Here is a 12,789-nt window from a genome sequence, read left to right as displayed (position 1 = left end):
TACTTTATAAATCAATAGTTTAAAAAAAATTAAAATAGGCTTTATCGGACTTTTAATCCGTTGGTCGAGCGTTCGAATCGCTCACGACCCACCAATTTTTAGCCTGAACATATTTTGTTCAGGCTTTTTTCTTGCGCTTTTGAGAAATTTTTTGAAAATCTGATTGAAAAATAGGATTTTTATTTCGTATTGTGCTGTTTTTTTGTACAATCCGTTTTTATTTATCTATTCAGTACGTGGCAAAATATTCAGGCAGCCTGAAAATAACCATTACCGTAGGGTGGGTGTAAACCCACTAAAACCGTTTATCTTGCGAGCAAAAAATGGTGGGTTTACACCCACCCTACGTCAGATTCGCACATTTTTTTGTCGTGTACTGTAATTTATCTATAAGAGATAGTGAAAAATGCTGTGATTTTTTCAGGCTGCCTGAATGGATAATAATCATGTAAAACAATATACTGCAATCAGTGAATTAAATAGAATAGAACCCGTTAATATGAATAAAGAAATCATCATCGCGCTCTGCGCTGGCGAAGCTTCGGGCGATTTATTGGGCGCACACCTGATTGACGCGCTGAAGCAGCAATATGACAACATTCGCTTTGTGGGCATTGGTGGCCCACGCATGAAAGCGGCTGGTTTGATTAGTTTGGAAGAACAAGAACCGTTGGCGGTACGCGGTTATGTGGAAGTATTGGGCAGTTTGTCGGAGATTTTGAAAATTCGGCGTAATTTGGTTGATGAGTTGAAAAAGATTAGTCCGCATGTGTTTGTGGGCATTGATTCGCCGAATTTTAATTTACCTGTGGCGGCAAAATTGAAAGCTGCAGGGATTCCGACTTTGCATTATGTGAGTCCATCGGTTTGGGCGTGGAAGCCTGAACGGGTGCATAAGATTGTGAAACAGGTAAACAAGGTGTTGTGCTTGTTCCCAATGGAACCGAAATTGTATCGGGAAGCAGGTGGTTTGGCGGAATATGTGGGTCATCCTTTGGCGCAAATTTTGCCAATGGAAAATAGCCGTGAAGCGGTGCGCGAGCGTTTGAAATTGAATTTAATTGCGCCTGTGTTTGCTTTGTTACCGGGGAGTCGGGTGAGCGAAGTGGAGTATATGACGCCTGTGTTTTTGCGGGCGGCGGCTTTGATTTTGCGTGATTTGCCTGAATCTTTGTTTTTAATGCCGTATCCATCGGCGGCGGTGCGCGAGAAATTGCAGGCTTTTTTGAAGCAGCAGGAATTTCAGCATTTGCCGATTCGTTTGCAGGCTGCCAAAACGGAATTGGCGTGTATGGCGGCGGATGTGGTGTTGGTAACGAGTGGCACGGCTTCGTTGGAAGTGGCGTTGTGTAAGCGTCCGATGGTGATTAGTTATAAGATTTCGCCGCTCACTTATTCGCTGGTTAAACGGAAAATCAAGATTCCGTTTGTGGGTTTGCCCAATATTTTGTTGAACAAAATGGTGGTGCCTGAATTGTTGCAACACAATGCCACGCCTGAAAAATTGGCGGCGGCGGCTTTGGATTGGTATTACCACCCCGCGCGTGCGGCAGAGCTGGAACGTGAATTTGTGAAGCTGCACGAGCGACTCAAACGCAATACGGACGAATTGGCGGCGTATCAGGTTTTGACGGAAGCGGGTTTGCGTTTGCCCAAGCCTGTGGCGGAAGGGGAAGACGAATTGTCTGGTGATGAAACGGATACGGATAATTCGGTAAATGCGGAAAATGGGGCAAATGCAGAAAATACGGAAAATACAGCATTCAGGCAGCCTGAAAGTGAAGCGGTAAACGAGTCTGCACCCACGCCCGAGTCTGCCGATTCGGAAATGGAGAATGCAAATGCGCCCGCCACCGAGTCGCCCAACCCTGAACCACCCCCCAACACAGCACCACCCAATGCAAATCCTACGCCCATTCCACCTGTGGAAAGTGGGCAATTGGTGGCGGTGGGTTTGGTGCAGCCTGAAACAGATTTGCCCAAACCGTCTGCGTTCAGGCAGCCTGAAAGCAGTTTGATTCCACCGCCCAGCATTGTGATGGGCAATAGCAATATTGCGGCAACGGTTGAGCCTGTTGCCGAAGCTGAACCGCCTAAAGCGACTGAAACGGTGGCTGATGTGGCTTCGTCTGAACGTGAAATTCAAGTAAATGAGTTGGATATGAGTAAAGTGAAACGTAAATCTGGTTTGTTTGGCTGGCTGTCTTCGGTGTTTAGCAGCAAGCCTGAACATGAAAACCAAGCAATGCAAGCCGATGATGTGTCCATCATGGATACGGAATCGTCTATTGTGGCGGTGTCGCGTGCGGAAGATGATGAGTCTGCCCCTGCGAAAAGTGCACCAAAAAAGCCTGATGTGCCGCGTTTGGTGATTGAAGAAGAAGAGATTCAGGCTGCCCCCGCGCAAATGAGTTTGCCTAAATCTACGGTTTTACCGCAACAGGGTAAACCAAATATTTTTACGAAATACATGACGGAACAGGATAATCAGGCTGCACCCGCCCCTACGGAAGCGGCTCCTGCGCCCGCAACGGAACAGGCTACGTCTAGCGAATCGGTTGCGCCGACCATTCAAATTTCGCCTGTGCAAAAGCAACCTGCTTTGAAAGTGAAGGTTCAGGCGGTGATGCGCAGTCAGGCGGAAACGCAGTCGGTTCAGGCTGCTGCGGTAACGGAAACGCAGCCTGAAACGGTGAATGCGAATCCTGTGAGCGTATCGGTGGCGACTCCTGTGGTGGCTGCGCCTGAACCTGCTCCAGCTTCAAACCCAGAAGTTACCCCACAGCCTGCGCCTGATGTGAGTGCGCCACCTGTGGGCGCGTTGGCGAAATACATTACGCAAGCGAGCATGGCTTGGTTGCCTGATTCGGTGAAAGCACCTACGGAGTCGGTTACGGCAAAGGCGGTGGACTATGATGGGGTAGATGTAACAGAATTGGTTAATACGGTTGAACCAATTGTGCCGCCCGAAGCCACGTCTGCATCAGAAGTAGAGTTGCCCGTTGCCGAAGAAGTGTTGGCGCAACAAAAAGCGGCGAGTGAACCGAAAATCTCAATTGCGCCAACCATTACGATTCAAGTAGCACCCAAGAAAACCGAACCTGTCGCTGAACCCGTGTTGACCCCAACCGTTACATTGGCAGAACCGAAAGTGGAAACCACGCCTGTGGCACAAACGGCGGTAGCGAGTCAGCCGATTGTGATTGAGCTTGCGCCGAAAGCCGCGCCCATTGTGGACGTGTCTGAACCGCAAATCAGTATTCAGGCTACTGTTGTCCAGCCTGCGCCTGTGGCGGAAGTGGTTACGCCTGTGGTTGAACCAGTTCAGGTTGTGCCAGTTGTGGAAGTAGCTGAACCTGTGCAGGCTGCCCCCGTAGTGGAAACGGTTGAGTCAGTTCAGGCTGCCCCAATTGTTGAACCAGTAGCAGCCACAGAACGTCCAGCCCCCGCATTAAACGCGGCGGCAAATCCATCGTTTGCTTCCGTATTCCGCCGCCATACGCTGAAAACGGAACAAGCCAACAGCCAAGACGACGCTCACAATCAACCCGAAACGGAAAGCGAAGAGCCTAACCAAATCGTGTTGAACCGCAGCGAAGCCTTGGGCAGCGCACCCACGCAAGCCGCGCAACCCGAAGCCCCCAGCGAAGACGGTTTGCCCGCGCCCAGCGTGTCCAATTACAGTTCCAATCCAAATCGTTACAATAGCGGTATTTTCTTCTAATCATGTGATGATTTAGATATTCATCAAATCGGCGGTGTATTCTGATTCACAGAATATGCCGCCGATGGTTTTTCAGGCTGCCTTTCAGTACACGACAATTTTTCTATAGTCGCAGAACTGAAAGGCTGCCTGAAAGCGGTGCAAATCCACCACATCGCCCCATTTTTTCAGGCTGCCCCCATCGTGTTTTATTTGAATTTTCGTGCCATTTATTACACAATACTATTTTTCATTCATTTATTGTTGGAGCGTATGATGGAACACGATTATCCCCAAAGGCAGCCTGAAAAATTCGCCCAATTTCTCAAGCGACAAAAGATGATTTTTGTGGTCGCGTTTTTGGGTTATGTGTGCGCGTATTTGGTGCGTAATAATTTCAAACTCATGTCCAAATCCATTATGGTAACGAATGGGTGGGACAAGGCGGATATTGCTACATTATTGTCTTGCCTGACCATTTCTTATGGCTTGGCGAAATTTTATATGGGTGCGCTGGGCGATAAAGTGAGTTTGCGTAAACTGTTTTCCATTTGCTTGGCGGCGAGCGCGTGTATTTGTATGATTATTGGCTTTTTTCATACATCTATGATTATGTTGGCAATTTTATTAATATTGTGTGGTGTGGTACAAGGTGCGCTTGCGCCTGCTTCACAAAATATGATTGCCAATTATTATCCAAATAAAACACGCGGTGCGGCGATTGCGGGCTGGAATATTTCGCAAAATATGGGTTCGGCATTATTGCCCATGATGATTGCGGGCATGACAACTATGGGCTGGATTGTGCCGAAAACGGAAAATATTTTGGCGGCATTTATTGTGCCTGCGGTGCTGGTGTTGGCGTTTGCGGCGATTTGCTGGAAATGTGGTGGTGATAAGCCAGAAGCGGAAGGTTTGGATTCGTTGCGTACCATGTATGGCGAAGCGGGCGAGTCCAATGTTGCCAGTGAAGAAGAAAAATCATCGCTCACTTATTGGCAATTGATTAAAAAATATGTGTTTTTGAATCCGATGTTGTTGCTGGTGGCGGCGGTGAATGTGGCTTTGTATTTTATCCGTTTTGGGGTGGAAGACTGGATGCCGATTTATTTGCACGAAGTCGCCAAATTAAGCGACACGCAAGCGCAGATGGCGATTTCGGTATTGGAATGGGTGGCAATTCCAGGGTCGTTGGTGTTTGCGTGGTTGGCGGCGAAATATCCGAATAAGATGGCGAAAATGGGCGCGATTGGTTTGTTTATCATGTCGGGCGTGGTGTTGGCGTATGAAATGATGACGGCAACGGGGGCGCCGAATTATCCTGCTTTATTGGTGGTGTGCGGCGTGTTGGGGGCGTTGATTTATGGTCCGCAGTTGATTGTGAATATTTTGACGATTAACTTTGTGCCGCTCAATGTGGCGGGGACGGCAATTGGTTTTGTGGGTGTTACCGCGTATTTGATTGGCAATATGGGCGCAAACTGGGTGATGCCTTTGATGGCTGATGGTTTTGGCTGGTTCTGGTCGTATGTGGTGATTGCGGCGTTGTCGGCGTTTGCGGCGGTGGGCTATTTGGTGTTGGCGAAACACGAAGCGAAAACGATTAAGGCGTAAATAAATGATTTAATCAGGCAGCCTGAAAACACAGAAATGGGTTTTCAGGCTGCCTTAAAACTGGCATTTCTCCACTCAATCAAGCACAATCGCATTTTTATTGATTATTTTAATTATATTATGAACCAACCTGCTTTTCATATTTTAGATTTTCGCCCCGAGCAATTTGCTGATGGCTGGGTGTTTACTGAATTGGCACAATTGATTCATTATTCGCTGTTAGAATTGGGCTATGCGTCTGAAATCGGCGACAGATTGTCCCGAATCCAGCCCACGCAACGCCCCATTTTTTTGGTATGCACTTGTGTACGGCGGACTTTTTGCCTAAATTGCCCAGCAATACCATTATGTTTAATACGGAACAGTTGATTTCGGGCGGTGCCAATCATGTGTGCGATAAAATTTTGGCGATGGCGAGAAATTTTGAAGTGTGGGATTATCACCCTGAAAACATTGATTTTTTCAGGCAGCATGGTATTCATGCCAAATTATTTGAAATTGGCTACCAAAAAGAATTGCAGCATATTCCCTTGTCGCCGCAGCCCGATATTGACGTGTTGTTTTTCGGCAGTATTAATCAACGCCGCGCCGATGTGTTGAACGCTTTATTAAAACGCGATGTGAAATTGGAATATTTGATAAACGTGTTTGGGCAACGGCGCAATGAAATGATTGCTCGCGCTAAAGTGGTGCTGAATATGCACTATTATGAGAGCAAAATTTTTGAGATTATCCGTTGCTCGTATTTGATGAATAATGGGGTGGCGATTGTGAGTGAATGTGATGATTCACATATTCATCCTCGCTATTTGCCTGCAATCGTGCCAGCGCGTTATGATGAATTGGTGGATAAATGCGTGCAATTGGTGCGCGATGACGATTTGCGCCGCGCCCAGCAACAACGCGCACTCGCCACTTTGCAACAATATCCGCAAACCGAGTTTACCCGAGCCTTACTCGCGCCGCCAAAGAAACGGCAATTTACCTTGAGTGTGAGTATTTAGCGATAAATAATCAGGCAGCCTGAAAACCCATTTCTGTGTTTTCAGGCTGCCTAATTATTTGAAATAAAATTAAATTACGTTAAGCTATTGACCGTCAAATGATTGTCCAATGCGACCGCCGCGCCTGTCAAACCAGGGTATTTGCTTAACACGACATATACAGGAATCGCCGCCAAATATGCGTCAAAACGCCCTTTGTTTTCAAAACGGTTGCGGAATGGCGAATATTTAAAATAATCAATAAAACGGGGAATAATCCCGCCACACAAATACACGCCACCACGCGCTCCCAAAGTCAATGCCAAATTGGAAGCCACTGTCCCCAGCATTGCGCTGAAAATATCCAAAGTCAAACGGCACAAAGGTGATGTGCCACTCAAGGCTTTTTCGCTGATTTCGGCTGGGGTGAGTTTTTGCCGTTTCACGCCTTCGCGTTCTGCCAAAGCTTCGTAAATCAACACCAAACCTGCGCCACTCAAAAAGCGTTCTGCTGACACGTGTCCGTGTTTGCGTTTGGCGTATTGCCAAATCATTACTTCGGTGTCATCAAACGGTGGGAAGCTGGTGTGTCCGCCCTCGCCCGCCAACGCCACATAGCCCGATGGCGATGGAATCAAACCACTCACGCCCAAACCTGTTCCCGGTCCAATCACCGCTTTGGGTGCATTTTCAACGGCTTGGAAACCGCCCACTTGCACTAATTCTTCAGGCTGCGCTTTGGTGATTGCCAATGCTTGCGCGGTAAAATCATTGATAAACAATAAAGTTTCCAAATGCAAGGCTTGGCGCGTGGTTTCAATGGAAAACGACCAATGATGGTTGGTCATTTGCAACCAGTCGCCCACGACTGGATTGGCAATGGCGACTGCCGCGTGTTTCACTTCGGGGTTGCCAGCGCGTTTTAAAAACTCTTTGGCGGCGTCCACGATGGTGTCGTAATCGTTGCAGGGTAACACTTCAATGTGTTCAAATACTTGTTGTGATGTTTCCAGCGCAAACCGTGCGTTGGTGCCGCCAATATCGGCAACAATGCGTGGGTAAGTATGGGATTGATTTTCAGATTTTTTGGATTTAGTCGTGGTAGAAGACATTTGCGTTCACCTTATTGGAATGTAAAACGTAGCTGATGGGAAATTGTTGTGTTTGGGCGTGTTCTGCTTGACGATAAACGGCTAATTTTTCCGCGCCTGCAATCGCCAAATACACATGTGGCGTGGCTTCAATCGCTGCCAAAGTCATGGAAACGCGCTCGTGTGGCGCGGTAACGGGCGTGGTGTGCAATAAGGGTTGCGGATAATCAGCGCGAACCGCGTCTGCAAATTGGGGGGCTTGCGGGAAAATGCTCGCCGTGTGTCCATCGCCGCCCATGCCCAACACCAGCACATCGGGTTGAGTATAATGTTGTAATGCAAATTCAAGGGTTTGGGCGATATTTTGCAGGCTGCCTGAATCGGCATTGTCATCAATCACGGGCAACCATTTGGCGGCGGCGGCTTGATTTTGCAATAAATATTCGCGCACCAAAGCCGTGTTGCTGTCGGCGTGGTTGGTCGGTACAACACGTTCATCTACAAGGGTAATCTGCACCCGCGCCCAATCTAAATCCATCTGATTCAAAGCCTGAAAAAAGGCAATGGGCGATTTGCCACCCGATACGGCAAGCGTGGCATGGTCTTGTTTTGCCAACACATCGCGCAGATTTTGGGCAACGGCTTGGGCGAGTTGCTCGGCGGATTGGGCGGCGTTTTGCGTTTGAATGAAGTTTGTCATAGGCGTAAATCCTTGTTTTCATTTGTGGGGATTTATTCAGGCTGCCTGAAACCTATTCTCTCCCACGCTGGCAAGTCTGGGCGGGGGACAAGATTGTGGGCAAAATTAAATATTGCCGTGTACCAAAAGACAGCCTGAAAAGCCGTTAGTATAACCATTTTCAGGCTGCCTGAATTATCCCAACACAATCTTTTCTCAAATTACAAACACTTTCATCTGAAAACCGTTTTATAATCCGTTTCTGAAATTTGATTACACCTAACACAACCCTTCAAAGGAAAACGAAAATGACCCACCCAAGCGATTTCCCTGCATGGAAAGCATTAGAACAAGATTACGCCAATACCCAAAATATCCACATGCGCCAATGGTTTGAAGAAGACCCCAGCCGCGCTGAACGCTATTGGATTGAAGTGGGTGGCATTCGCGTGGATTATTCCAAAAACCGTATTAACGATAATATTTTGAACAATCTGGTTGCGCTTGCCAAACAAGCCAAGCTGCCTGAACGCATGAAGCAAATGTTTCATGGCGACAAAATCAATCAAACGGAAAACCGTGCCGTATTACACGTTGCCTTGCGCAATCGCACCAATTCGCCCATTGAAGTGGATGGCGAAGATGTGATGCCCAAAGTAAACGCCGTATTGCGCAAAATGGGCGATTTCAGCCATGCGGTGCGTTCGGGCGAATGGTTGGGCTACACCAATCAGGTGATTACCGATGTGGTGAACATTGGTATTGGCGGTTCGGATTTGGGCCCCTTGATGATGTGTACGGCGTTGAAATCATTTGGACACCCGCGTCTGAAAATGCACTTTGTTTCCAATGTGGACGGCTCGCAATTACGCGATGTGCTGGAAAAAGTTCACCCCGAAACCACTTTATTTATCATTGCTTCCAAAACATTTACCACGCAAGAAACCATCACGAATGCCAATACCGCCCGTCAATGGTTCTTGCAAGAGGGCAGTGAGGCAGACATCGCCAAACACTTTGTCGCCGTGTCCACCAACAAAAAAGCGGTGGCGGAATTTGGTATTGATACCGAACACATGTTTGAATTTTGGGACTGGGTGGGTGGTCGTTACAGCTTGTGGTCGGCGATTGGTTTGCCGATTATGCTGTATTTGGGCGAAGAAAATTTCATTGAAATGCTCAACGGCGCACATTTGATGGACAATCATTTTATCAATGCGCCTTTGGAACACAATTTGCCTGCTTTGTTGGGTTTGATTGGCATTTGGTACATTAATTTTTACGGTGGTGGCAGCCATGTGATTGCGCCGTATGACCAACATTTGCACCGTTTGCCGAAATTTATTCAGCAATTGGACATGGAATCCAATGGCAAACAAGTGCAAATGGACGGCTCGCACGTTGCCACCGAAACTGGCCCGATTATTTGGGGCGAAACGGGGATTAATGGGCAACACGCGTTTTTCCAATTATTGCATCAAGGCACGCACGTTACGCCGATTGATTTGATTGCTTCATTAGCCAAACGCAGTAATTTACCAGGACATCACGAGATTTTATTGTCCAATGTATTCGCGCAAGCGGAAGCCTTTATGCGCGGCAAAACGCCCGAAGAAGCCCACGCCGAATTGCAAGCGCAAGGGCTGCCTGAACAGGAAATTGAAGCCCTTGTGCCACACAAAACCTTTAGCGGTAATCGTCCAACCAATATGATTTTGTTGGATAAAATCAATCCGCGCAATATGGGCAGCCTGATTGCGATGTATGAGCATAAAGTGTTTGTGCAAGGCGTGATTTGGGGGGTGAACAGTTTTGACCAATGGGGTGTGGAGCTGGGCAAACAGCTCGCCAAAACCATTTTGGCGGAATTGAACGGCACGATTGACCCGCAAAAACATGACGCTTCTACCAGCCGCCTGATTCGCCTGTACCGTCAAGCGAATTGCGCGGAAGATGGAACGTGTGAGTTGTTTCGTGATTGATATTAATTGATTTTTTGAATATTCAGGCTGCCTAATTTTCAGGCAGCCTGAACGTTTTTTTATTGGGGGTAACTTGTTGTACTCATTTATTTATTTAATCGTGTAAAATAATCCTGTTTCAGGCTGTATGAATATTTAAGTGAAAGGAAAAAATCATGAAAACCCAATCCATTATTTTGATGGCTTGTGTCGCGCTGTTACTGTCAGCGTGTTCCCAAGAAAACGCGCAATCGCCGACACCAGCAACGGTTTCGGCGGCAGCGTTGCCCAGTCAGCCCAGCGAAGAAGCGCGTGTGATTCGGGATATTTTGCTGGGTTTGGAGAAACAAAAAGAGCAACTCCAAACCCAAGCACAACAAATTGTCCAAGCAGCCGCGCAATCCAAGCAACCTGAAAAACAAGCCATCGTCAAATTACAAAGCACCTTGAAAACCCATTTGGCGCAATATCAGCGCGATTTGGCGACTTTACAAAAATTACGCCCACAAGACGAGTTCACGCAAATCATGCAGGCGGATTTAATCAAACGCCTTGAAACCGTCATTTCGCCTACGGAAACATTTGTCCGTACAGGCGAATGGGAGAAAATGCAGGCATTACAAGATTTGCTGAAAAAGCAGCCTGATTTGACAGTGGAAGCCATGCTACCCAAACAATGGCGTTTTGAAGCGCAATTTGTGAAGCAGCCTGAAATTTTATTGGAAGCGGCGGCATTGTGGGAGCAAATAAGGAAAGTGCAAGATTTATTGCAATTAGATATACCGCCTGTTGATAAAAATTTGTCTAAACAAGAAAAGCTGAATGTGATTGCGGATTATTTGGCGCAAAACAGCGTGAACTTTGAAACATTGGAACGTGATTTTGCCCAATTAACGCTCACGCAGCCTGAAATGCAAGCATTGCGTGATGCCCACATTGGCATTTTGCAGGGCGCGAGAAAAAAGGAAGCCGCCATTATCCAGCGTTTGCGCGAAGGCAAAACCGATAAATCTCACAAAACCGAACAGGAAAAAGCCGCCGAAAACCAAGTTGACGAAAACACTGAAAAAATCAAGCAGTCAGTTGAAAAAGCGGTGGCGGTGGTGGAAAAAGCGCGTGCAGATTTGAAATAAATATTTCAGGCTGCCTAATTTTTAGGCAGCCTGAAAACCATTTTTTTCAATATTACTCAATGATTTTTCTTAATCTTTTGCAAAACACGTTTTTGCGCTTGCAATTGTTCCACCGTACAATTCTGCTCAAATTGGCAACTCCACAAAGACGCTTTGTTTTCATTGCGCTGTTTAAACCACGTTTGGCGTTCTGCTGGTGTTAAGCCCAAAATCAAATCCGAAATTTCTTTGGACAAAACCGCCTTTTGGTCGCGTTCACTTAATTTTTTAAATTCTGCTTCTGTAAAACTGTTTTGTGATTCGGTGGATTCGGTGGCTGGGGGCGTGGGTTCCGGTTTGGGTTTGGGTGGGGCGGGGACGAATGGGGTGGTATTTTGGGGTCGTGGCGAAGATTTGGGCGGCGTGGCAGGCAAAGTCTGATTGGCGCGTTCATTCCACGCCAAAACCAGCTCGGTGGGCAATTTCACGATTTCTTCCAATTGCTGCCAATCCATCTGCACCGCTTCGGTTAATGAATCACGATTGTTATTGGCGGTAAACAAGAGCGTGGTGGTTTGCGTTTCAAGCTGCCACACCGTATGGTGTTGCTTGATTAATGGCGCAATATTGATGGTTTTTTGAATATGCGTTTGCGGCGACATTTTCAGCGTGGCAAGGCATTGCGCGACAGGATTTTTGCGTGTGGCGGCTTGTTGCGTGGTAATGTTGGCGACTTGGATTTGCAAATAATCGTATTGCTGCATGGTTTGATTGTTTTGATAAAGCGGCAGATTTTTTTGTTGAATTTGGCGGTGGGCGATAAATTGCAAGCGTTCCAAAATTTCCTGCTGAAATTGGCTGTCGCCGCATTGCGCCAAATACACATGCGTGTGCTGCTTGTACAGCCACAAGCCCAGCAGCGCAATGGCAATGAAATAGAAGACAAATTTAGGTTTCATAACATAAATCGTTGGCAAAATTAAAAAATAATTGATTATAATGGGAAAACCCATTTTCAGGCAGCCTGAAACACCGTATCCCAATTATGGAAACAAAATATAGTGGATTCAATTTAAATTAGGACAAGGCGACAGCAACCGCCGTGTACACCTAGTACATAAGGGAGCTGGCAACGCGGTACTGGTTTAAATTGGATTCACTATAATTTGATTTGAGTGAAATAATCCAACAAAAACACTATTCAGGCTGCCTGAAAATCGGGATAATCCTACTTTCAGGCAGTTTGAGAACCTGTGTTCATAATCTTAATAGCTTGCTTTTATCGCTACTTCATGCGCCTACTGCGTTGGCTTTTCATGCCAATATGTTCAATATTGGCATGAAAAGCCGCCTTGTATTCGCAAGAATTATCAATAAAATCAAGCCATCAATCTTACGAACACAGGTTCTGAACTTTCTGTGCTGCCTCATTGATTAAAAACCACCTGAAAGGAATGAAAAATGTCCCAACTCAACAATTTTGACATGATTATTTTTGGCGCAACAGGCGATTTGTCTATGCGTAAACTGCTGCCTTGCTTGTATCAGGCGCATGCGGCAGGTTTGTTGCACCCGAAAGGGCGCATTTTGGGCGTGTCGCGCAGTGCGTTGGACACCGCCCAATTTCTTGCCAAAGTGGAAAGCGA

At 46.8% G+C, this 12,789-nt stretch carries 8 protein-coding genes and 2 pseudogenes; 6 read left to right on the top strand and 4 right to left on the bottom strand.

Annotation, left to right across the window (positions count from 1 at the left end; genetic code table 11):
* Positions 1 to 499 precede the first annotated feature (499 nt).
* A pseudogene (gene lpxB / locus Q338_RS15205) lies at positions 500 to 1,639 on the top strand (lipid-A-disaccharide synthase); the annotation flags it as partial.
* A 2,108-nt stretch (positions 1,640 to 3,747) separates the two neighbouring features.
* Here the strand turns inward: lpxB and Q338_RS15375 are convergent.
* Positions 3,748 to 3,879: a hypothetical protein gene (locus Q338_RS15375; protein ID WP_280517526.1), complete on the bottom strand. Its 132-nt coding sequence runs from the start codon at positions 3,877 to 3,879 to the stop codon at positions 3,748 to 3,750.
* Here Q338_RS15375 and Q338_RS09905 point away from each other — a divergent pair.
* Positions 3,863 to 5,317 (top strand): MFS transporter, encoded by a 1,455-nt coding sequence (locus Q338_RS09905; RefSeq protein ID WP_211249448.1) that lies wholly within the window; start codon positions 3,863 to 3,865, stop codon positions 5,315 to 5,317. The two genes, Q338_RS15375 and Q338_RS09905, sit on opposite strands and share 17 nt — an antisense overlap.
* 347 nt (positions 5,318 to 5,664) lie before the next feature.
* Positions 5,665 to 6,321 (top strand): CgeB family protein, encoded by a 657-nt coding sequence (locus Q338_RS09895; RefSeq protein WP_034294870.1) that lies wholly within the window; start codon positions 5,665 to 5,667, stop codon positions 6,319 to 6,321.
* Between the two features lie 74 nt (positions 6,322 to 6,395).
* Here the strand turns inward: Q338_RS09895 and Q338_RS09890 are convergent, their stop codons facing one another.
* A complete protein-coding gene (locus Q338_RS09890; RefSeq protein ID WP_034294867.1) occupies positions 6,396 to 7,412 on the bottom strand; it encodes a glucokinase in 1,017 nt (338 codons plus the stop codon).
* A complete protein-coding gene (gene pgl, locus Q338_RS09885) occupies positions 7,393 to 8,091 on the bottom strand; it encodes a 6-phosphogluconolactonase (RefSeq protein WP_034294863.1) in 699 nt (232 codons plus the stop codon). The genes Q338_RS09890 and pgl overlap by 20 nt, the downstream gene beginning before the upstream one ends.
* 287 nt (positions 8,092 to 8,378) lie before the next feature.
* On the opposite strand from pgl, the gene pgi reads away from it, so the two are divergent.
* Positions 8,379 to 10,052, top strand: a complete 1,674-nt coding sequence (gene pgi / locus Q338_RS09880; protein WP_034294860.1) for a glucose-6-phosphate isomerase — start codon at positions 8,379 to 8,381, stop codon at positions 10,050 to 10,052.
* 155 nt (positions 10,053 to 10,207) lie between these two features.
* Positions 10,208 to 11,164: a hypothetical protein gene (locus Q338_RS09875; RefSeq protein ID WP_034294857.1), complete on the top strand. Its 957-nt coding sequence runs from the start codon at positions 10,208 to 10,210 to the stop codon at positions 11,162 to 11,164.
* 56 nt (positions 11,165 to 11,220) lie between these two features.
* Here the strand turns inward: Q338_RS09875 and Q338_RS09870 are convergent, their stop codons facing one another.
* Complete coding sequence (locus Q338_RS09870) at positions 11,221 to 12,102, bottom strand: hypothetical protein (protein ID WP_147293683.1); 882 nt, start codon at positions 12,100 to 12,102, stop codon at positions 11,221 to 11,223.
* A gap of 502 nt (positions 12,103 to 12,604) precedes the next feature.
* Here Q338_RS09870 and Q338_RS09865 point away from each other — a divergent pair.
* Positions 12,605 to 12,789 (top strand): annotated as a pseudogene (locus tag Q338_RS09865) (glucose-6-phosphate dehydrogenase); the annotation flags it as partial.

Source organism: Alysiella crassa DSM 2578 (assembly GCF_000745955.1).
GTDB lineage: Bacteria > Pseudomonadota > Gammaproteobacteria > Burkholderiales > Neisseriaceae > Simonsiella > Simonsiella crassa.
The sequence above is the reverse complement of the archived record's forward strand: the minus strand, read 5'-3'. Positions and strand labels throughout refer to the sequence as shown.

Excerpts from the sequence above, each read along its gene's own strand:
- Q338_RS15375 (WP_280517526.1), bottom strand. The coding sequence starts at position 3,879 with ATGTGGTGGATTTGCACCGCTTTCAGGCAGCCTTTCAGTTCTGCGACT.
- Q338_RS09895 (WP_034294870.1), top strand. The coding sequence starts at position 5,665 with ATGTTTAATACGGAACAGTTGATTTCGGGCGGTGCCAATCATGTGTGC.
- Q338_RS09890 (WP_034294867.1), bottom strand. The coding sequence starts at position 7,412 with ATGTCTTCTACCACGACTAAATCCAAAAAATCTGAAAATCAATCCCAT.
- pgl (WP_034294863.1), bottom strand. The coding sequence starts at position 8,091 with ATGACAAACTTCATTCAAACGCAAAACGCCGCCCAATCCGCCGAGCAA.
- pgi (WP_034294860.1), top strand. The coding sequence starts at position 8,379 with ATGACCCACCCAAGCGATTTCCCTGCATGGAAAGCATTAGAACAAGAT.
- Q338_RS09875 (WP_034294857.1), top strand. The coding sequence starts at position 10,208 with ATGAAAACCCAATCCATTATTTTGATGGCTTGTGTCGCGCTGTTACTG.
- Q338_RS09870 (WP_147293683.1), bottom strand. The coding sequence starts at position 12,102 with ATGAAACCTAAATTTGTCTTCTATTTCATTGCCATTGCGCTGCTGGGC.